Origin of the sequence: Nocardia sp. NBC_01730 (assembly GCF_035920445.1) — a bacterium.
In the GTDB taxonomy this organism is placed as follows: Bacteria; Actinomycetota; Actinomycetes; order Mycobacteriales; family Mycobacteriaceae; genus Nocardia.
The window spans coordinates 303268-324257 of record NZ_CP109162.1 but is presented as its reverse complement, the minus strand read 5'-3'; the positions used below and the strand labels follow the sequence as shown (position 1 = coordinate 324257).

Sequence of the window (20990 nt, the reverse complement as noted above, 5' to 3'; positions counted from 1 at the left end):
ATGATCGGACGATGATCGGAGGCATTGTCAAGTTCTTCCACGCCGAGAAGGGTTGGGGCGCCATCGCATCGGCCGAGTTGCCCGACGGGCACGACGTGTGGGTGCACTTTTCCGTCATCGAGGGCACGGGATTCCTGGCATTGGAGGCGGGCGATCGCGTCGAATTCCACTACGAGGCCGCCAGACAGGACAGCTTTCGTTATCGAGCCACCCGAGTCAGGAAGCTGTGATCCCGGGCACCGGCGACTCCGCGCGCTGATCGACCTATTCCAGGAGCGGGTCACTCGCATGGAGAACACAGTGCGCTGGGATTGGCGCAAAGCAATCCCCAGGTCAAGGGCTTCAATGAGACGAGTTCAGCCATGAGGCGGCACCGCTCGAGGCGACATCGGCGGACAACTCCACGACGCTGGTACTGCCTTGCGCTCATCGTGGCCGCGACCACGTTCGCCGCCGCATGCGGCCTGCAGGCCGGCTCCTCCCTCCCGTTCACCATGAACCCTGGTTCCATCCAGCACAACGACAACCTCACTGGTGTCACCCTGACCGTCGGCTCGAAGGAATTCACCGAACAAGTCCTCCTCGGCTACATACTCGCGTTCTCGCTGCAAGCCGCAGGCGCCGAGATCCGGGACCTGACATCCATCGTGGGCTCGCAGAGCACCCGCGCCGCCCAACTCTCCGGCCAGGTGCAGCTCACCTACGAGTACACCGGCAACGGCTGGATCAATTATCTCGGCCATGAGAAGCCCCTGCCCGACCCGATGGAACAGTTCAAGGCCGTGCGCGACGCGGACGTCGCCGAGAACAACATCGACTGGGTGGCACTGGCTCCGATGGACAACACTTACGCGCTGGCGGCCAGCAAGGCCGTTGTCGAACGTACCGGCGTCCGCACGCTGTCCCAGTACGCCGAACTCGCCAAAACTACACCGGCCCAAGCCAAAACCTGCGTCGACACCGAATTCAACGTCCGCCGAGACGGCTTCCCCGGAATGGCCCAGGCATACGGCCTCGACCCTGCCACGGTATTCCGCTCAGTGCTTCAGACCGGCATCATCTACAACGCCACCGCGAGCGGCACCGAATGCCTGTTCGGCGAGGTCTACACCACCGACGGTCGCATCAAAGGACTCGACTTGGTACTGCTCACCGACAACCGGTCCTTCTTCCCGCACTACAACCCGGCCGTCACCCTCTCGACCGACCTCGCCCGCCAACACCCCGAGATCGAACAGATCATGACCCCGGTCTCCCAGGCGCTGACCAACGACGAGGTCATGGAACTCAACCGACGCATCGACGTGGACGGCGAGGATATCGCGGCCGTCGCGCGGGATTGGCTGGTGAACAAGGGGTTTGTCGCGGCCGGGTGAATCGCGCGAACTCGGCGGACGAGAAGCTGCTCGCGGCGCTGCTCGGCACGCCGAATTCAATGTCGGCACCGCACAACGGATCGCCGGAACCACCGACGCCAGCACTTACCGAGCCCTGGGACGACTGACCGACGCAGGAATCCTCGAGGCGCTGCGGGAGACGACCGTAACCGCGTTTGGGCAGCGACCGACGTCTCCGGCGACTCCATCGAAGTCGACGCCCCGAACAAGTTGTGGATGTCCGATGCCACCCGGATCCCGGTCGGTGAGGGTGTGTTGTGGTTCGCCGCGGTTGCCAAGTAGCCGGACGAGTCGAATATCCTCGAAACAAGCTGTGTCGCACAGCATTTCGACACAACATCCCGACGGGCTCGTTCGTGAAAACCTACCCGGCACGGACCTGCTCTGGACATAATGGGCTCATAGACAAGATCGAAGGGGAGTCATGACGTTCGAGCTCGGGTGCAGCGACCGCTCGCGGGCTTCAGACGGCATTATCGAGCCGGACCGCTCCTCGTTCTGGTCGAAATCGGTCGGCACCGCTCGCCCACAATCGGCAGCAAACAGCGATGCAGCGCAATCATTCTCGCGATACGATCGCCGTCGCCAACGGCTCAGAGCGCATACGGGCCCGAACAGCGGCAGATCCGTCGGAGTGGGAGGAGACCGATGTGAACGAGGTACCGGTGGAGCACAGTCGGCAAGCATGGCTGATTCGCGGCGGCAGCGACGGCGAACGTGAGATGCGTGCGCTGCGCGAGGGTCTCGCGGTTATCGGCTGGGTCGAGATCGGGGACCTTGCGGCATTCGCCACCTGGGAGGACTTGGTCGCGGGCCTCCAGTCGGCGTACCCGGCCGCCGGACGGGCCACGATCGGCAACTGGGCCGGGCAGCTCTGGAAGTTCGATACCGAAATCCAAGTCGGTGACCTGGTCGTCATGCCGCTCAAACGGCACCCCGGCTCGGTGGCGATCGGGTACGTCAGCGGCCCCTATCAGTATCGAACGGGCGAATCAGCGGATTTCCGACAAGTTCGCCCTGTCGACTGGCGACGCACCGACGTCGCCTGGGACTCGATTCGCCCGGACCTGCGGGCCAGCCTCGGCTCACTGCTGACCGTGTGCGGGCTGAGCCGCAACGACGCGGTCCGGCGGATCGCTCATCTCGCCGAGCACGGCACCGATCCCGGCTTCGCGGGCGACGAAGTGGTGACCAGTGCGTCCGAGCTGCTAAAGGCGGCTGCTGAGCGCGATCCCGCCGATCCCAAGACCCTGACGATTCGCGGTCTGCTCGGCCATTGGGATGCCGAACGGCGGACCGCGCCGGTGATCGACGCGGTGAAGGCCGATCTCGCCGCGGCCGGGCTCACCACCCGTCCACCGTTCACCGAGGGGTCGCTGAGCGATCCGGTCGCACTCGTCCAACTCGGCACCGAACCGGATGATCCCGCCGCCGAGATCACGGCCGAGGATGTCGAGGACGTCACCGAGCGCGAGCCGATGACCCGCCGCCTCGACGGGCTCCCGGCGAAGCTGGTTTCGGTGGCACCGACCGACACGCTGACCTTCGTCAAAACACTGATGCTGCAACGCAATTTTTCGCAGGTCGCTGTGATCGACGCGGAGGGCACGTATCACGGAGCCATCACCTGGGAATCGATCGGTCGGGCTCATATCGCCTCCGATTCGCCCTCGCTGCGCAGCACCACGATCTCCATTTCGCCGGTCGACCACGACGCGCTGCTCCTCGACCAGATCGACGCGATCCGCGAACGTGGATTCATTCTGGTGCGCAGTACCGATCGCACCCAGGTCACCGGCATCCTCACCGCCTCCGACCTGACCGCGCAGTTCGGCACGCTGGCGCGGCCTTTCCTGCTCGTCGAGGAAGCGGAGAACCGGCTTCGACGGGCGGTGGACACGCTGGACTTCGAAGAGGTGAAGAAGGCGGTCAAGGCGCAGTCGTGGGTCAAACAGCCGTCCAACCTGACTTTCGGAAACTACGTCCATCTGCTGAAGAAGCCGGAGTGGTGGTCGAAAATCGGTTGGAAACTCGATCACGAACAGTTCGTCGACCTGCTGGAGGCGGTGCGGAAGATGCGCAACGAACTGATGCACTTCGCCCCCGACCCGGTTGCCGAGGAGAAGTTCGCCGCGGTCACCGGATTGCTGGAGTTGCTACGAGCGGCGGACCCGCACCCCTGACGACGGCAGTCGCAGCACCCAAGCATTCGGCCCGTCCACGCTCGACCAGCCCATTGCATAGCGGACGGCGGGCGTTTGGATGTAACACGCCGATACGCCGGTCGATGTGGTGTTAGCCCACTCCGCGCGGATGCGATCCGCTGGACCCGGATCAGCTCACGAGCAGGGCGGACGCCGGCCGCATCGTCGCCGAACTAAGTTTGTATGCCGATCCGTTCCATCCACCAGGAGCACCGTCGAATGACCAACGTCGAATCCCGCGACTCACTCGAGGTCGCCCCAGGCTCCATTGTCGTGGTCCGCGACGAGGAGTGGCTGGTCACCTCCACCGAGGTCGGTTCCGACGGGCGGCTGGTGCGGGTTCGCGGACTCTCGGAGCTGGTGGCCGACACCACCGCCACCTTCTATGCGAGCCTGGACGACATCAAGGCGCTCGATCCGGCGCGGGCGCAGGTGGTCGCGGACGGTTCGTCGGGCTACCGCGATTCCCGGCTGTGGTTGGAGTCGTTGCTGCGCAAAACGCCGTTCCCCTATGGCGATCAGACGCTGACCGTGTCAACCGGGATGCTGGCCGACTCGCTCGGCTATCAGCGCGCTGCAGTGGCGAAAGCTCTTGATCCCCAGCATATTCGGCCGCGCATCTTGATCGCCGACGCGGTGGGTCTCGGCAAGACGTTGGAGATCGGCATGATCCTGGCGGAGCTGGTACGACGCGGCAGGGGCGAGCGCATCCTGATCGTCAGCCCGAAGCATGTGCTCGAGCAGATGCAGCACGAACTGTGGTGCCGGTTCGCGTTGCCGTTCGTCCGCCTCGACTCGGCGGGCATTCAGAAGGTGCGCCAGAAACTGCCCGCCACCCGCAATCCGTTCACCTATTTCAAACGGGCGATCATCTCGATCGACACGTTGAAGAGCCCGCGCTACAAGGCACACCTCGAACGGCAGCACTGGGATGCCGTGGTGATCGACGAGTCGCACAACCTCACCAACGTCGGCACCCAGAACAACGAACTCGCCCGAATCCTGGCCCCCAACACCGAGGCGTTGATCTTGGCCTCGGCCACCCCGCACAACGGCAAGGACGAGTCGTTCGCGGAACTGCTACGCATGCTCGACCCGACCTCGGTGAAGGCCGATGGAACGTTCACCAAGGAGGATGTCTCCTCGCTCGTGATCCGCCGTCATCGCCATCACGAGGAGGTGGCGGCGGAGGTCGGCGCGGATTGGGCACAGCGCGCCGAACCCGTGCACCTGCTCGTCGCTCCCTCCCGTGCGGAAGACGCCGTGGCGCAGGAGCTTTCCCGGACCTGGCTGCATCCGGAGTCGGGTTCCTCACCGTATTCGGGTGAAGCCAAGACGCTGTTCCCGTGGACGCTGGCGAAAGCGTTCCTGTCCTCCCCCGCCGCCTTGGCCGAGACGATCGCCCAGCGCCGCGCACCCAAGAGCGACACGAAATCGACTCCGCCGAGTCCCGCAGAACTGGCCGCACTGGACACCCTCGATGAGCTGAACGCGAAGGCATATAACGAATTAGCGGGAAAACAGGCCGCGTTGGTCGGTCGACTGGCCCAGATCGGCGTCGGCGCGGGGTCGAGCACCCGTGCGGTGGTGTTCGCCGAACGGATCGCCACCTTGACGTGGCTGACCGGACTGTTGCCCGCCGCGTTGGGTCTGAAGCCGGAGAACGTGGTGATGCTGTACGGCGGCATGTCCGACACCGAGCAGCAGAAGGTGGTCGACAATTTCAAGTTGGAGACCTCCCCCATCCGGGTGCTCGTCACCGGAGACGTCGCCTCCGAAGGCGTGAACCTGCACGCCCAATGCCACCACCTGATCCATTACGACATCCCGTGGTCGCTCATCCGCATCGAGCAGCGAAACGGCCGCATCGACCGCTATGGTCAGCGACATTCGCCAGTGATCTCCTCACTGATCTTGCAACCTTCCGACCCGGATTTCTCCGGCGACCTTCGTGTGCTGTCACGCCTGCTCGAGCGGGAGAACCAGGCGCACGGCACGCTCGGTGATGTCGCTTCGCTGATGGGCAAACACAGTGTGGGCGAGGAAGAGTCCGCGATCCGCGATGTGCTCGCCCGCCGCACCACCCTGGACGAGCAGGTACGCACGATCGAAGAAATCGCCGAGGGCGATGACCTCGACGCCCTGTTCGCCCAGTTCGACGCCGCCGCCGAAGAGCCGGCGCCACTGCCGGACGCACCACGCCACAGCCTCTACGCCGACGACATCAGTTTCCTCGACGAAGCCCTGCTGGCCGCGTTCGACGACGCGCCACACGCGCACCCGGACGACGGCGGCGTGGGGTGGACCATCCACCGCAACTACGCCATCGCCGAGCTCGTCCCGCCGAAGGATCTGCGCCAGCGGCTCGGACAGCTGCCGCAGAACTACCTCACCGAGGGACGGGTGCTGCAACGACTCAAGCTCGCGACCTCCGCCGCGGTCGGCGCCGAACAGCTGCGGGTGGCGCGTGAAGGCAAGGGCATCAACAACACCACTTGGCCGGAGGCGCATTTCCTCGGCCCGCTGCATCCGGTGCTCGACTGGGCCAGCGACCGGGCATTGAGCGCGCTCGGCCGCAATCAGATCTTCGTCATCCGCGGCAACGTCGACGCCCCGGCCGTGCTGCTGATGAGCACGTTGATGAACCGACGCGGCCAGTTGATCTCGCGCGTTTTCAGCACCGCCGAGTTCCCCAACCTCGACAATCCCGACTTCTGCATCGTCGAACCCCGCGCGGATCTCGAATTCCTGAGCACCGACACCGGTCTGCGTCCCGGCACACCGAATCCGGGCCCGGTGGGCGACCTCGACCGATACCGCCCGCTGGTGCCAATCGCGGTGGCCAACGCACGCAGTGCCATGTCGATGGTCCTCGCCGAGCAGGAGAAGACCGCGAACGAACGGTTGGCGCAGTGGCGCCGACGTGCGGACCGCTGGCACGACGGCGCCGAGCAGCTGGAATTGTTCGGCAGTCAGAAGAGCAAGGTGGCCAAGCTTTCCCGGCGGATCGTCGAAGAGCAACGCCTCGCCGAATCCCTCGCCCCCACCCAGCAGCTGGTGCGCCCGCTGCTGGTGATCGTTCCGGATAAGGATCAGTAACCGTGGCCTCTTACGACTCGATCGTCATCGGCGAGGACTGGATCAGCGAGCACTACTTCACCACCGACTCCACGAAGGAATCGTTCCACGGCAGGGTGCTCGAGCTGCGCAAGAACTGGGACGCCGAGGCCAAACAGAACCGACCGACCGTCCGTAGCACTCTGTTGGCCGCCTGCCGTGACCTCGAGATCGCTCTTGCCCGCCTGGCCGAAAACCCCTCCGCCGCAGCGGAAGCGCATGCGCTGACGCGGACCGCACTCGGATATTCCGGCGAGCCAACGGCATTCAATTCCGAGCGCGCAGGCTCGGCATTGACGATCCCCGATGCACAGCTCCCCCGAACACCCGGAGTGTTGTTCGTCCAAGCTCTCCCGGTCTCCGCCATCGAAGAACTCCTCAACCCCGAAACCGGTCTGCTACTCACCCCTGCGACCGAGGACGGCAAACCGATCGCGGCCGCGTCCAAAGCCGTCTCCGCGGCGTTCCGTTCCGACACGCCGCCGGCCTTCGTCGTGGTGCAAGCCGGGCAGTGGCTGTTGCTCGCCGAAGCCGAACGTTGGGCCGAAGGCCGTTACCTCGCACTCGATCTGCTCGTGGTGGCCGAACGTCGGCACGAAGCACGCGGCGGCGAGATCGATAGGGCGGCAGCGATCCTCGGCGAGCAGGCGTTCGCCCCCGACGCCGACGGCACCGTGTGGTGGGCCGAGGTGCTGAAGGATTCGGTCAAGCACACCGTTGGGGTGTCCAAGGACCTGCGCGAGGGCATCCGGCTGTCCATCGAAATCATCGCCAACGAAGTCGTGCGCCGACGCGCGGCAGCGGACCCGCCCCTCGACGCGATAGACGGCCAGGAGCTGGCGAAACATTCCCTGCGTTTCCTCTACCGCATCCTGTTTCTGCTGTATGCCGAGGCTTCCCCGGAAATGCAGGTGCTGCCCAGCGGTGCAGCCGAATACGAGGAGGGCTACGGCCTCGACCGGCTCCGCGAGTTGACCCTGGCCGAACTCGGTTCGGTGCGCGCAAAAACCGGCACCCACCTGTATGCCTCGTTGAAGAAACTCTTCGACCTCGTCGATCGCGGCCACACCCCAGCGATCCGCGAGAACATCGCCGACGATCCCGCCCCCGGCCTGGTCTTCAACCCGCTGCGTGCGGACCTGTTCTCTGCCAAGGCGACCGCACTAATCGACGAGGTAGGGCTCGGCAACGAAGCTACCCAGCAGATCCTCGAACACCTGCTGCTCTCGAAGGAGAGAAAGGGCCGAAAAGGGCGCGAACGAGGGTTCATCAGCTACGCCGAACTCGGCATCAACCAACTGGGCGCGGTCTATGAGGGCCTGATGTCCTACACCGGCTTCTTCGCCGAGGAAGACCTGTACGAGGTCGCGAAGAACGGCGACCCCGAAAAAGGATCGTGGGTGGTCCCGGTCGACCGCTCCGACCACCTGTCCGAATCCGACTTCGTCCGCGCGATCGATGAAACCACGGGCGAAGAAAAGCCCGTCCTACACACCAAGGGCACCTTCGTCTTCCGCCTCGCAGGCCGCGAACGGCAACAATCCGCGTCGTACTACACGCCGGAGGTGCTGACGAAATTCGTTGTCGAACAGGCACTCGAGGAACTACTCGACCAGAACGACACCCGCACCACCCCCGAACAGATCCTGCAACTCACCATTTGCGAGCCCGCCCTCGGCTCCGGAGCGTTCGCCATCGAGGCGGTCCGCCAGCTCGCCGCCGCCTACCTCGAACGTAAACAAGAAGACCTCGGCGAACTCATCGAAGCGGACCAGTATCCGATCGAGCTACAAAAGGTGAAGGCGCATATTGCCCTCCACCAGGTGTACGGCGTGGACCTCAACGCGACCGCCGTGGAGCTGGCGGAGATCTCCCTGTGGTTGGACACCATGGTCGCCGGGTTACAAGCGCCGTGGTTCGGTTTGCATCTACGCCGGGGCAACTCGCTCATCGGCGCGCGGCGGTCTGTGTATGCCCCGAGCATGCTCGCGAAGAAAGCGTGGCTGAAGACTTCCGCCAAGGACGTGCCGCTGGGTGAGTCGATCGGTGACGGAATCCACCACTTCCTACTGCCCTCGCAGGGCTGGGGTGCGGTGGTCGATACACCCGAGGCCAGGACCTACGCACCAGAGCGACGTGAAGAACTACGGCTGTGGCGCAATGAGATTCGCAAATCGCCGAGCAAGGCGATCGTCAAGCGGCTTTCGGCGCTGGCACAGCGGGTGGAGACGCTGTGGGAGTTCACCTTACGGCGGCTCACCATCGCGGAGTCGGAGATCCGGCGGGATATTCATCTCTGGGGTACGGAGCCGGCCGAGCACACTCCGGCGGTGACGCGGGAGGAAATCGAGGCCGCGCTGAACGACGAAGATGGTGCGTATCGGCGGCTGCGGCGAGTGATGGATGCTTGGTGTGCGCTGTGGTCGTGGCCGGTGACTGGGGATGCGGAACCACCGGATTGGGATCAGTGGGTGGGCGGTCTCGAAGCTCTGATCGGAGTACCGCCGAAAGCCGGGAAGTTCGAGAAGTACGGGCAAACCAGTATGGCCGGCGACCTGGACTGGCATGCGCTCGACACCGCTGAGGATATCGATCGAACGTTTGCGCAAGTCTCGACGATCGAACACGCCGTAGTCAGGTTCCCGTGGCTGAACATCGCGTCCGGCATCGCTGTCGCGCAGGGGTTCGTCCACTGGGACCTCGACTTCGCGCCGGTGTTCTCGCACGGTGGGTTCGATCTGCAAGTCGGTAATCCGCCATGGGTTCGGCCTGACTGGGATGAGGCTGGGGTACTTGCGGAGTTCGATCCGTGGTGGCAATTGGCCGCAAAGCCTTCCGAACAGGTCAAGAAGCAGAAGCTAGCCGCCTTGCTGGAGCTAGATGTCGTTCGGAAAGCACTGCTGGATGAACGGGCCGATCAATCCGGGCAGAACGAACATCTCGGGTCCGGCATCGACCGCCCCGTACTGTCCGGGCTACAGCCCGACCTCTACCGATGCTTCATCGAGCGAACGTGGCGCTCCTCATCCCACCGTGGGATCGTATCGATGATTCATCCGGAGACGCACTTCAGCGAGGCACGGGCGAACAAACTTCGCCGACAGTGCTATCGCCGACTGCGACGACACTGGCAGTTCCGCAATGAATTAAAGCTGTTCACCGAGATCAATCACACCCGCCAATACGGCGTGCACGTTTACGGTTCCAAATCAGATGTACGGTTCATCCAAGGAACTGCTCTGTACCATCCAGAAGTACCGACCCGATCGCTCCAACACGATGGTTCCGGACCCGCCCCCGGCGTGAAGGACCCCGACGGCAAGTGGGATGTCCGGCCGCATGCCCAGCGAGTCATTGAGATAACCGAATTAGAACTCGCCGACTGGGCAGCATTGATCGATGAACCCGGCGCTCCGGCGGCCGAATCCAGGATGCTCTACCCAGTGAATCGAGCAAGCGCAGACGTACTCAACAAACTCGCTTCTGCGCCACGCATCACTGAAACCGGGCTCGAATGGACCGATGGCTGGCACGAATCCGCCGACCGGAAGGAAGGCTACTTCGAGTCACGGTCCGCTGTACCGTCCAGTTGGGACGATGCGATCTTGCAAGGGCCGCATATTACTATCGCCTGCCCAATATATCAACAGGGCAATCCCACCATGCGCAACAATCTTGACTATTCAGCGATCGACCTTGCTTCTATTTCAGAAACATTCATCGCGCGAACCAACTATCAGCCAGCTAAACGCTACGAGGAATATATCGACGCGTATCCAAATTGGAATGGCGTACCCAGTACGAACTACTTTCGCCTCGCATGGCGTCGAATGGCCGACCCCGCAACAGTGCGCACACTCCATTCTTGCATCGTACCGCCCGGCACATGCTTCGTCGGCACGGTGCTCTCCGGAAAACTGCCAACACCAGTGGACGTAACGGTCGCGTCGGGCATTTGGTCGTCCCTGCCAGTAGATTTCTTAGTGAAAACATCTGGTTCTACAGAACTAAAACACGGCCTGATTCGTCGATTACCACATATTAGACACCATTTTCTAGAGGAACGACTCATCCTTCGCACTCTTCGAATGAACTGCCTTGTCCAACCTTTCGCGCCGCTCTGGGAATATCTTTACTCGCAACGATGGGGCGATGACAATTGGGTTCCCGGCGTCGGCATAGAGCACTCCGATCGCACAAAGATCGGTGCGATCGGGTTGGCATGGCGATGGTCCACTCCCCTCCGCCGAGCAGCCGATCGCCGCCAAGCCCTCATCGAAATCGACGCTATCGTCGCCGTCATGCTCGGCATCACCTCCGAAGAACTCCTGACGATCTACCAAACCCAGTTCCCGGTATTGCAGAAATACGAACGCGAAGCCCTTTACGATGCCACCGGCCGCCAACTCCCCACCAAACTCGCTTCTGAGTACCGCAAGCGGGGCGGGCTGAAGCCCGCCGATCTGACCGTTGACGGCATCACCTACCAGGAGCCTTTCCAAGGCGTCGACCGCGAACGGGATATGGAGTTGGCACACCAGCACTTCACGCAGCTGCTGGATACCCGGAATTCGGAATGACAAAGCGGCCGTCGCCAACTTGGGTGTTCCATATCACTCGGCTCGAGCATGTTCCGTCGATGATGGAGCATGGGATTTGGAGCGACACTCTCGCATCGTCGACGGGACTGACATCTATTCCGATCGGGCACAGTCACCTCAAGCAGCAGCGCGCCGCCCGAACCGTGCCGATACACCCGGGCGGATTCCTGTCCGACTACGTCCCCTTCTACTTCGCGCCGCGCAGCCCGATGCTGTACGCGATCAACAAAGGACGTGTTGCGGGCTACACCGATGGCTGCGATCGGATCGTGTACCTTGCCACCAAGGTCACGGAGCTGCGAACCCGGACGGAGTCCGTACTCGGCACCGACAGACACGCCCTTGCGGCCTACGCACGCTTCACGGCCGATGATAGCGAGCTGACACGGCTGGTCGACTGGCCGCTCATGGAGAGCAAATACTGGCATGACGTCGACGAGTACCCGGATCGCTGCGAACGTCGGCAAGCTGAGTTGCTCGTTCACCAGCATGTTCCGTGGGATAGCATCCTGTTCATCGCGACTCGATCCGACGAGGTAGCGACCGAGGTCAGGCAGATGCTTGGGTCCAAGACTCCGACACCCAAGCTCGATGTCAGACCCGGCTGGTACTTCTAGGGTATGGAGGACGACATGATTCGAGAGGAACACGGCAACCTCCTCCGTGCAGACGCCGACGCACTGGTCAACACCGTCAACACGGTAGGAGTAATGGGCAAAGGCATCGCCCTGCAATTCCGCCGCGCCTATCCGGAGATGTTCCGTGCCTATGAGACTGCGGCCAAAGCAGGTGAGGTCCGGATCGGGGAGATATTCATCTGGGAAACCGGGGCGCTGAACGGCCCACGCTTCATCCTGAACTTCCCGACTAAACGACATTGGCGCTCACCCAGTCGGTTGCCCGATATCGAGTCCGGGCTGAGCGATCTTGTTCTAGTCATTCGCAAGTACCAGATCCGTTCCATAGCGATTCCCCCGCTTGGCTGCGGAAACGGCGGCTTGGCCTGGCAAGATGTTGCGCCACTGATCTGGAAGGCGCTCGCACCCATCGCGGCCGATGCCGACATCCGGGTCTACCCGCCTGAAGGTGCGCCACCCGCCGCCGAGATGGTCACTCGCACAGCTCCACCACGTATGACGATTGCCCGGGCCGCCGTCATCAAATTACTGCGGGCATACGAGGAAGCGGCCTTGCACGCGGCGACTCAGGTCGAAGTACAAAAGCTGGCGTATTTCCTGCAACATGCGGGACTGAACTTGCGGCTGGAGTTCAGTAAGGGCCGTTACGGACCGTACGCCGATAACTTGCGCAAGACCTTGCGGGAAATCGAGGGACACTTCGTCACCGGTTTCGGCGACGGCAGCGGTCGCGCGTTAGAGTCCGAGCCGATCCGTGTGCTAACCGAAGCCGTGGATCGCTCCGAATCGCTACTTGCCGATCATGAGGATGCGACGCGGCACGTCGAGCGTGTTATCTCATTGTCGGAGGGCTTCAGCAGCATGTACGGCATGGAGCTGTTAGCTAGCGTCCACTGGGCCGCAGCACACGGGAATTCCCAGAACAGACATGAAATCGTCGATTACGTCCGAGCCTGGACAGAGCGCAAGGGTACGCTTTTCACCGATGCGCATATTGCTGCCGCGATCGCACGGCTTACCGAACAGCATTGGCTTCCAATGGAACTCATAGATTGAGTATTGCGGGTCCTTACCGCCATAGAAACGCAACCGCGTTTGGCGGAGGCGTAACCTCAACGCCATTGCACGGTGAAAAATACACTGCTCCTGGAATTGAGTTCATGCACGCCAAGACTTTACGAGGTGCTACACCAGTGCTGCACGCTTCCCCAGAAACTCCCGTACCTCGGGCACTGTGGCATGGATACGAACCCGATTGGCAATACAGTCGATTCGCTGATGCAATCGCGTGGAGGCGAGGCTACTGATGGCGTCGAAGTTGTCGGCAAGCAGCGCGCACCCTCGGGCGATGTCACCGGAGTTGACGAAGTTGTGCGCAAGGCTGACCTGCCATGAAGCACACTCCCGCGGCCAGGCCGACGAGCCGTCGATCGCGGCTTGCAAATGGACAGCCGCCGCACCGTATTCGCCCAACCACATCTGAGCCTTGCCGGTAACTCCGCTGAGCTCAGCCTCGGGCACATACACCCAATCAGGGTCATGCCCTCGAATCGATTCATAGGCACGGTGCGCCCGGCTGATCGCCGCAGTCGCCGCGGCCTTGTCGCCACGTGCCCCTTGGGCTTCAGCCTCGCGAATCGCCGTCAGCGCTCGTAGTTTCGGACCACCGTCACGAAGAGCTGCCCGCGACGCTGCCTGTGCGTACTGCACGGCCAGGGGATGCCCTGCCGGGTTTTCGGGACGCCTCAGCATGAGATGACTGGCGTTGCCCAAGGCATGAGCTGCCGCAACCCCGTCACCAGCCACGTTTGCCGCATTCGCCGCGTCGGCGTAGTAACGGCGAGCATCGTCCAGATGGCCCGCGTCAAGATGCACCCACCCCGTAGCGGTCATCATCTCGGCGCATGCGCTGGTCAGGGCTCGTCCGACCGCTTCACTGTAGGTCGCATTGTCGAGCAACTGCTCAACGTAACGGACTTGGTTCGCGGCCACCCGGCACAGCCGGTCACCGCCAACCACCAAGTCCAGCTCGTGGATTTGGTTCACACTCTCGTTGATAGCAGCTACATCGCTCGCACCAACTTTCACGCTGGATATCGATTCGCCCTGGGCCGGTGCGTTCGCCGCCATCATGGCGGCGGCCCCGACACCTCCGAGCGCCCCTGCTCTGAAGAAATTGCGACGGTCCACATCTGCCTCCTGGTCCGACTCCACCACCAGTATGGCAAGCGGAACCCCAAGGGCGCGAGCAACAAGTCGCAGGACGCGAACATCGTGGGACGCCGGGCCACCACGCTCCAAACCGGATACCGCCGGTTGGGAGAACTTGATCAACGCACCCAACTCCGTCTGGGTCATCCCGATGGACTTCCGCACCCGCCGGATGACTTCACCGGTCGTCATGTGCATCCCCGAACCCCCTGTGTTGTTGGTTGATCTCCCCAGCATGTCCGCCGAAAACGACTGCCACCGCACAATATACGGCTCCTCGAATAGCGGGAACGGAAACCGGTATTTGTGTCCGGGCCGCGCCATTCGCGCATCTTACGTTCGGTCGCAGGTGCCCGGTGCCGGGCCGACGCCATTCCCCTCGACGGCGCATCGGCCCGCCAGAGTGGCGCGCCGGTGGCGACAGTCCCCGGCGCCGGGCACCGCCGAAAAGTGTCCGAACCAGAGAGGTGTTACGTGCCACCGAATTCGCTCGCCGTGTACCAACTCGTCGCGCTGTGCGACGCCGCCGCCCACCAGCCCCCGGTTCTGCCGTTCACCGTCGCGCAGGCCCATGAGGTGATGCGTCGTCATGTGGCCTGCCGGGCGAAACACTGCCTACGCAAAGCAGCGGCACAACAGGCGCTCGTCGACATCGGGCGGATGGTGCCGGAGACGAGTAGGCCACACTGACGCGCCGCATGCCGCCGCCCGATCAGCCGAACCCACGGTGCCACCGGCACCTCCACATCGAATCCGGCCCGCTGCGCCTGGACTATCGAGCCAGCGCCGAACAAGCCGCAAGCGTGGCCGACCAACTCGCCCAACACTTCCCGGCACTCACAGTGATTGTCGACGACAACGTTCACGACGATCTCCCGCCTCTGCCCTGCGCACGACTCTGGGACTGACGGCCATCCACGATCTCCGAAATACGAACGGACACAACTCCAATGCCATCGCAAAAGCTCCCGGACCAGAGGGGGCGACGCCGCCTCCATGCTCGTCCAGGGATGCCGCCATCCACGGACCAGCCATGAGTACTCCCGATCCCACACTCGCCCGCTGCCTGCACTACCGACACGTCGGTGGCCTACCGTGCTTCGTGCACACCGAAACCAGGCGCATCACCATGCGCGCCGGTGACATCGCCGCAGTCACCGTCCCGGAACGGCTCGGCCGAATCGTGCACAAGGACCTCGCCAACGAATACCTACTCGGCCCCGTCATCGCCCACGGCTCCCGACGCTGGACCATCCTCGCCCGCCCCGACGACACCAACAGCATCGCCCTCGACAGCGACATCTTCGTCGCACTCCTACGTGCGGCGGCGACCATCGTCCCCGACGGCGGCGAAATAGTGCTGCCCTCCCCTGCCGACGAAACCACCGGATACCGACGATGGGTCGTCGCCCCACGCGATGCGTTCCGCCCACACATCAGCACCGTCGTGCAATCGATCATCACCTGCGCAGGAACCGGCCAGACATAGCATCGCCCACAGCGGAAGCACGATCCCCAGCCTGCCACCATTCCTTCGTGACTTCGCGGGACCTGCGCGAAAACGACACCCGCCCGTCGCACGCGCCTTCGAATCATCACCCGTACCAGCGGGATTCATTACAGCCGAGCCGCCCGCTTCCCCAAGAACTCTCGCACCTCCGGCACCGCAGCGTGGACACGAACCCGCATGATGCCTGATCATGTCGAGCTGCACCCGTATCCTCATCAAGCGGATTTCGTACGGATCGCAGTTGCGAACGAGAACCGGCGTGGCGTCAGCCAGCACATAGTACGTGTCGAGGGCGACCCCTACCTACCTGCGTTTATGCAGGTAAACGGCAGTTTGTCCCTCAGCTGACGTGCGTGAGAGTGCGGCGATGTCCAGAGTTGTTGCCGTCAGCGCTGCCGTCAGAGGCGTAGACCGCTGGGCGGATCTAGGGCAAGAGCGTGAACGCGGGGATGTGGGCAGGCTTGACGACGCTGAAGTGCCGCCGGTCGAGGGTGGCCACCCGGTCTACACCGAAGCTTTCGGCCACCGCGATGACCGAGGCGTCGACCCCGCCGAGTGGGAAGTCGGCGTACTGGAGGACCAGCTCGCCCATCCGGGTCAGGTCGGCGGGGGTGAGTTGCACCAGTTCGAAGGTTCCCCGTGCGACCTGGGCCAGGAACGCGGCCTCGACCTTGGGCCAGCACTCCAGTAGCCAGCAGACCTCGGTCATGACCGGACTGGGCAGCAGGCGGCGGCCGGTGAGCGACATCAGCAGTGAGGCGCACTCGGCGTGCCGACGGTCGCCGGTGTTCAGCGCTGCCGCGAGGGGCCGGTGTCGAGGACTGTGGCGATCACGCCGAGTCGCCGAAGCGCTCGCGCATCCGCTCGCGGATGTAGTCGTCGTGCCGCTCGCCCAGGTCCGCCGGGCCGTCGATACTGCCGATCAGGGCCAGCAGCCCCTCCGGGACCGCCTCCGCCTCGGGCGACTCGGCCTCGTGAAGCGTCTGAGCGACCTGGGACAGCTCCTCGTCCTGGGTAACGAGCAGACGCAGGCGTCGCACCTGGGTCGGGGTGAGCTGGTCCACCAGGTGGTGCATGTCCTCGTAGTCGTGTGCAGCGGTCACGCAAGCAGTGTAGGACGGCCGCGCGGCCCTGGTCAGCCCAATCGGCAGAAGTTCACCCCTGTTATGCGCGATGGCGCTCGGCGTACGTGAAGGCCAGGAACTGCTCCCACACATCAGCACCGTCGTGCAATCGATCATCACCTGCGCGGGAACCGGTCACACATAGCATCGGCACAGCGGAAGCACGATCCCAGCCCGCCGCCGATCCTTCGTGACCTCGCGGGGACGTGTACGAAAGCGAGACATCCACACGTCGGACGCGCCTGTCGAATCATCCTTCGTACCAGCTGGATTCAGTACTGTGCACCGTTGAATCGGCAGCTGGGACGCCACGCCAACCGGAGTCCTGCCGAGGCGGGGGCAGGTGCGCCAACCGTACCGAACCACCTCGACCGACCGAAGAAAATATCCCTGGGAACCGAACCGCGCGTTGGCGCGTCATAGACTTCAGGGACGATTTCGACGGCCCAGATCGGGAGGCTTCGGTGGGACGACGGACGATGGCGACAGTTGCGACGTTCGCCGGGGTGGTGCTGGTCGCCTCGGCATGCGGGTCACAGACAGAGGGCACGGCCACACCGAGCACCGTCGCAGACCCGTCGGCGGCCAGCGCCGCCCTTTGGGACCCGTGCACCCAGGTCTCGGATCAGCTGCTGCAGCAGATCGGCGTGGTCTCTTCCACGAAGAAGTCAGGAGTCGCGGGTGTCGAACAACCTGGATTTAAGGTTTGCTCCTGGCATGACGCGCCTTCCCAGTGGAGTTACTCTCTTGTCGTATGGTCGACGACTCACACTGTTGACGACTTCAAGAAAAAGCCCGAAAACACTGATTTCGTCAACATCAGTGTGAGCGGACGGGACGGATTTAGTTTCAAAACCACAACCGGGGCAAACAGAGACGACTGCGATCTCATCTTTCCTGCTGATCAGGGTGCGCTACAGGTCAGCATCTTCAATACGCAGAAAAGCACGGTACTTCCATGTGATCGAGCTACGAACGCAGCCAAGGTGCTCGTCTCAGAGTTTCCACGCTGATCAGGGGGAATTTTTATGTCGATAAGCGAGGAAGTGACGCGGTGGCGATATCTTGCTGACGAAGCCAATGCTGGCCGTCTCTATCTGGACAGCTCCGTCGCAATCGGATGCCGCGACGCCTGTAACCGTCAAATCGATCTCTACGTTGCCCTGCGAGATGAACTGGAGATGCTAACGCGAGTCACTGGGCTCGGCCGCTTCGACTGCTCGGACGAACTCGCAAAGGTGCTGGGAGCCAAGGCAATTGGCGGTGACGGTGACGTGGACTCGGCGCTGAAAGAGCACATCGAGGTACTCACCCTGATGCGCGACACCATCCAGATCTCCGTGGATCGCACCGTCGCCCAGGACCAAGCGAACGCACAAAACACCAACACTCTGCTGAACTGATCTGGGGGACGGTCATGGGTCTACCGTTTTTGGTCGCGATCGCTGCCGCACTGTACGAGCAGTCGAAATCCGGTCCGCCGGACAGCGGCTCACGCGACGAGAGTCCCGATGCGGCTATTGCCCGCAACCGGATCGCCGAGGTCATGCGCGGTGGTGGTGTGGCGCAGACCCAGTCGCCGCAGGTCCCGGAGAGCGCGTACAAGAATCCGGACGATATCGACGATCTTTACCAGCGGGTGCAGGCGATGTCGGTCACGGATGTCGTGGCGCTGCATCAGCGGTGGGAGTCCATTCGGGACAGGTTGGACCAGGGCCTGCGCGATTTCTCCCCGGAAATCAACAAAGCCATGGCGGGCAAGTGGGAGGGCGCGGCGGCGAAGGCCGCGGCGGATGGAGTCAAGGAGTACGTCGACAAGTCCGCCGGGCTGATCGATTCGGTGCGGATCGTCGCGGAGAAGGTGAAGATCATCCGGTCGGGCATCGAGGTCACCCGGCCTGCCGTGCAGGAAGCGCCGAGCCACACCTGGACCAGCGACCTCGCGAGCTGGGTGCCCGGCCCGACGTGGAAGGCGAACCGGCACCGTGACGATGCCGCGCACGACGCGTCGGTGAATGTCGTGAAGAACGTCTTCTATCCCGCGGTCCGGGAATCCGATACCGGTGTTCCGCTGGTGCCCAAGCCGTACAACCCGGTATACCAGCCCGGTGGCCCGACGTCCCCGTCGAGCAATCCTGGGCCATCCCCGTCACCAGGTACCTCGCCCGGCGACACATCCAGCACAACGCAATCCAGTCAGCCGGCCGGCACCAGCGAAAACCCGCAGGACACCGTAACGACCGGCACTGATCCTATTGATACACAGCAAAATACGACCGCTCAGTCGACGACGACCCCCGCGAACACGAACACCCCATCGACTCAACCGGCGAGCACAGCCACCGATCCGGCACTGACCCGCCCCGGCACACCCAGCACCGGACACCTCAATACGCCGAGCCCCGGTACGACGAGCCTTCCAGCTCCCGGTACACCGGCTCCGGGCCGGAGTGTCCCCGGCGTACCCGGTCTTCTCGGCGTCGCTCCCGCCGCCACGACTCGTCCCGGCGCGAACCGTCCCGGCATGGCCGGGATGCCGGGTATGACACCGCCGGGAGCCCGCGGCAAGGGCGACGACGACAAGGAGCACCAGACGAAGGACTACCTGGTGAACCAGCGCAACGGCGAGGAACTCACCGGTCTGGGCGAGCACAACCGCACCAAGACGGTGCCCCCGGTGATCGGCGAATGACCGCACGCACCGTCGCCACCATGCATATCTCCATGACGTGCCCACGATGTACGAGTCCGAGGTGTATGACGAGCGAACGAGCGTCATGAGTCGAAGAGACTGGTCGTTCACGGCGCTCGGCTTCACGGTGCTGTGGCGCGCCGTCGACCGTGACGTACTGCCCTACCCGTTGCAGTATCGGTCCACCGCCGAAACGATCGCCGAATACGAGGAAGACTGGAAATCCGAAGCGGCCGGACTACATCGGTGTTTCGACGAAGCGCTGTACGGCGCGCTGCGCGTGCTCGCCGAACCGGAAGCACGCATCGAGCTCGCGGGATTCGACCGCGAGCGGAAGATGCGGGTGCACGCCGCCGTCCACTACCGGCATGCCGTGCTGCTGGTACAGGAGCCGACCTCGTCACCGGATCACGGTGGGGCCGTTCACATGTCGCTGATCGACGCTGATGCGGTCAGCGGTCGGCTCATCGACCTGCTGCCACCCGCTCCCCGCGGCGGCGGCCCCCGCATCGAGGTCTCCCGACACGATCTCGACACCGAGCACGAAGAGCCGTACCGCGTGGGCGCACAGCCGACGCCGCGCGTGCGGGCCGCACGGTTCTTCGAACGCCCGCGCACGACTATCGCCCACGTCGGGGTTTACGCGGGCCCGGCATGGGACAACCGGCCCACACCCGCCAGGGGCTTCCACGTGATGGACTATCCAGACGGCCGCTACCTCGTCCGCAGCGGAGCCACCGTCACGGCGATCCCCGCCGACACCACCGAGATACGAACTCAGCTCCAGCGAACGGTGCAGGTGACTGTCAAGGGCTACCGCGAGGACAACGACCCGAACTACACGTGAGCTTCGATCGGCCCCGGGCAGATACACCCGATTCGGGTCATGCTCACGAACCGAATCATGTGCACAGGTTCCCGACTGATCGCCGCTGTCATGACCGCCCGATGACACGAAGATAAGTCGGGAATTACTTGACCGCTGACATGATCGCTCACGGCTGCGGTTTCGTGTGGCATCCGGGGATGCGAGCAGAGTCACGATGCACCCGCGACCGATGCACCCGCGACTGCACCGAACACTGTTACCGTAGGCGCGGAGCAGGATACGAGCAGCTATGGGGGAGCAAAATGATCGAAAACACGGACGAACTAGCGGCGCGGGTCAAGCGGATCAACGAGGCGACAGAGCGGGTGCGCGGACGAGCGCAATCCACCGACAGCACCGTCTATATCGAGACCGACGCCCGCGGGGCGATCACCGATCTCCAGCTGTCGCCCTATGCGCAGGAGCATGATCCGGATCGACTGGCTGCGCTCATCACCGATCGGCATCGTGTCGCACACGCGAATGCCGAGGCCGAAGCCGAGCGCGTCTTCACGGAGTTGTCATCGGAGTACCAACCGTCGACGTTCGCCCCGGCGAGCCGACACGATGAGCGCGGTCCCGGTCACGGCGGGTTCGGCGACCACGGATATGTGATCTGAGGTCAGGG

At 63.4% G+C, this 20990-nt stretch carries 17 protein-coding genes; 14 read left to right on the top strand and 3 right to left on the bottom strand.

The features are described from left to right. Positions 1-11 precede the first annotated feature (11 nt). The 7 genes from OHB12_RS01500 to darG all read left to right on the top strand — a co-directional run bounded on the left by OHB12_RS01500 (position 12) and on the right by darG (position 13013). Positions 12-230: a cold-shock protein gene (locus OHB12_RS01500; RefSeq protein WP_327115426.1), complete on the top strand. Its 219-nt coding sequence runs from the start codon at positions 12-14 to the stop codon at positions 228-230. Positions 231-362: 132 nt separating this feature from the next. Continuing rightward, positions 363-1376 (top strand): glycine betaine ABC transporter substrate-binding protein, encoded by a 1014-nt coding sequence (locus tag OHB12_RS01495; protein ID WP_327115424.1) that lies wholly within the window; start codon positions 363-365, stop codon positions 1374-1376. Between the two features lie 671 nt (positions 1377-2047). After that, the gene (locus OHB12_RS01485) at positions 2048-3580 is read left to right on the top strand and encodes a CBS domain-containing protein (protein ID WP_327115422.1); all 1533 of its coding nucleotides are present in this window, start codon (positions 2048-2050) and stop codon (positions 3578-3580) included. A 240-nt stretch (positions 3581-3820) separates the two neighbouring features. Next, positions 3821-6700: a helicase-related protein gene (locus tag OHB12_RS01480; RefSeq protein WP_327115420.1), complete on the top strand. Its 2880-nt coding sequence runs from the start codon at positions 3821-3823 to the stop codon at positions 6698-6700. A 512-nt stretch (positions 6701-7212) separates the two neighbouring features. Continuing rightward, entirely contained in the window at positions 7213-11298 is a 4086-nt protein-coding gene (locus OHB12_RS01475) for an Eco57I restriction-modification methylase domain-containing protein (protein WP_327115418.1), read from the top strand. Beyond that, positions 11295-11936: a type II toxin-antitoxin system toxin DNA ADP-ribosyl transferase DarT gene (gene darT, locus OHB12_RS01470; RefSeq protein ID WP_327115416.1), complete on the top strand. Its 642-nt coding sequence runs from the start codon at positions 11295-11297 to the stop codon at positions 11934-11936. The genes OHB12_RS01475 and darT overlap by 4 nt, the downstream gene beginning before the upstream one ends. A gap of 15 nt (positions 11937-11951) precedes the next feature. Beyond that, the gene (darG, locus tag OHB12_RS01465) at positions 11952-13013 is read left to right on the top strand and encodes a type II toxin-antitoxin system antitoxin DNA ADP-ribosyl glycohydrolase DarG (RefSeq protein WP_327115414.1); all 1062 of its coding nucleotides are present in this window, start codon (positions 11952-11954) and stop codon (positions 13011-13013) included. Between the two features lie 129 nt (positions 13014-13142). Here darG and OHB12_RS01460 read toward each other — a convergent pair whose 3' ends face one another. Next, on the bottom strand, positions 13143-14360 hold the full coding sequence (locus OHB12_RS01460) for a helix-turn-helix domain-containing protein (RefSeq protein WP_327115412.1): 1218 nt from the start codon (positions 14358-14360) through the stop codon (positions 13143-13145). 282 nt (positions 14361-14642) lie between these two features. On the opposite strand from OHB12_RS01460, the gene OHB12_RS01455 reads away from it, so the two are divergent. Next, the gene (locus tag OHB12_RS01455; protein ID WP_327115410.1) at positions 14643-14858 is read left to right on the top strand and encodes a hypothetical protein; all 216 of its coding nucleotides are present in this window, start codon (positions 14643-14645) and stop codon (positions 14856-14858) included. Between the two features lie 343 nt (positions 14859-15201). Beyond that, positions 15202-15657, top strand: a complete 456-nt coding sequence (locus tag OHB12_RS01450) for a DNA-directed RNA polymerase subunit beta (RefSeq protein ID WP_327115408.1) — start codon at positions 15202-15204, stop codon at positions 15655-15657. 445 nt (positions 15658-16102) lie between these two features. On the opposite strand, the gene OHB12_RS01445 is transcribed toward OHB12_RS01450, so the two are convergent. Together OHB12_RS01445 and OHB12_RS01440 are read right to left on the bottom strand one after the other, a co-directional pair. Beyond that, on the bottom strand, positions 16103-16471 hold the full coding sequence (locus OHB12_RS01445; protein WP_327120828.1) for a type II toxin-antitoxin system VapC family toxin: 369 nt from the start codon (positions 16469-16471) through the stop codon (positions 16103-16105). 37 nt (positions 16472-16508) lie between these two features. Beyond that, a complete protein-coding gene (locus tag OHB12_RS01440) occupies positions 16509-16781 on the bottom strand; it encodes a hypothetical protein (protein WP_327115406.1) in 273 nt (90 codons plus the stop codon). Between the two features lie 500 nt (positions 16782-17281). Here OHB12_RS01440 and OHB12_RS01435 point away from each other — a divergent pair, with 500 nt between their 5' ends. The 5 genes from OHB12_RS01435 (at position 17282) to OHB12_RS01415 (ending at position 20982) form a co-directional block, all read left to right on the top strand. Further along, positions 17282-17815 (top strand): DUF3558 domain-containing protein, encoded by a 534-nt coding sequence (locus tag OHB12_RS01435; RefSeq protein ID WP_327115404.1) that lies wholly within the window; start codon positions 17282-17284, stop codon positions 17813-17815. 15 nt (positions 17816-17830) lie between these two features. Continuing rightward, entirely contained in the window at positions 17831-18205 is a 375-nt protein-coding gene (locus OHB12_RS01430; RefSeq protein WP_327115402.1) for a hypothetical protein, read from the top strand. A gap of 14 nt (positions 18206-18219) precedes the next feature. Next, complete coding sequence (locus OHB12_RS01425; protein WP_327115400.1) at positions 18220-19494, top strand: hypothetical protein; 1275 nt, start codon at positions 18220-18222, stop codon at positions 19492-19494. 85 nt (positions 19495-19579) lie between these two features. After that, a complete protein-coding gene (locus OHB12_RS01420; RefSeq protein ID WP_327115398.1) occupies positions 19580-20341 on the top strand; it encodes an ESX secretion-associated protein EspG in 762 nt (253 codons plus the stop codon). Positions 20342-20625: 284 nt separating this feature from the next. Continuing rightward, entirely contained in the window at positions 20626-20982 is a 357-nt protein-coding gene (locus tag OHB12_RS01415; protein WP_327115396.1) for a YbaB/EbfC family nucleoid-associated protein, read from the top strand. Positions 20983-20990: the final 8 nt, after the last annotated feature.

Excerpts from the sequence above, each read along its gene's own strand:
- OHB12_RS01435 (WP_327115404.1), top strand. The coding sequence starts at position 17,282 with ATGGCGACAGTTGCGACGTTCGCCGGGGTGGTGCTGGTCGCCTCGGCA.
- OHB12_RS01450 (WP_327115408.1), top strand. The coding sequence starts at position 15,202 with ATGAGTACTCCCGATCCCACACTCGCCCGCTGCCTGCACTACCGACAC.
- OHB12_RS01480 (WP_327115420.1), top strand. The coding sequence starts at position 3,821 with ATGACCAACGTCGAATCCCGCGACTCACTCGAGGTCGCCCCAGGCTCC.
- OHB12_RS01500 (WP_327115426.1), top strand. The coding sequence starts at position 12 with ATGATCGGAGGCATTGTCAAGTTCTTCCACGCCGAGAAGGGTTGGGGC.
- darT (WP_327115416.1), top strand. The coding sequence starts at position 11,295 with ATGACAAAGCGGCCGTCGCCAACTTGGGTGTTCCATATCACTCGGCTC.
- OHB12_RS01415 (WP_327115396.1), top strand. The coding sequence starts at position 20,626 with ATGATCGAAAACACGGACGAACTAGCGGCGCGGGTCAAGCGGATCAAC.
- OHB12_RS01460 (WP_327115412.1), bottom strand. The coding sequence starts at position 14,360 with ATGACGACCGGTGAAGTCATCCGGCGGGTGCGGAAGTCCATCGGGATG.
- OHB12_RS01495 (WP_327115424.1), top strand. The coding sequence starts at position 363 with ATGAGGCGGCACCGCTCGAGGCGACATCGGCGGACAACTCCACGACGC.
- OHB12_RS01420 (WP_327115398.1), top strand. The coding sequence starts at position 19,580 with ATGAGTCGAAGAGACTGGTCGTTCACGGCGCTCGGCTTCACGGTGCTG.
- OHB12_RS01430 (WP_327115402.1), top strand. The coding sequence starts at position 17,831 with ATGTCGATAAGCGAGGAAGTGACGCGGTGGCGATATCTTGCTGACGAA.
- OHB12_RS01425 (WP_327115400.1), top strand. The coding sequence starts at position 18,220 with ATGGGTCTACCGTTTTTGGTCGCGATCGCTGCCGCACTGTACGAGCAG.
- darG (WP_327115414.1), top strand. The coding sequence starts at position 11,952 with ATGATTCGAGAGGAACACGGCAACCTCCTCCGTGCAGACGCCGACGCA.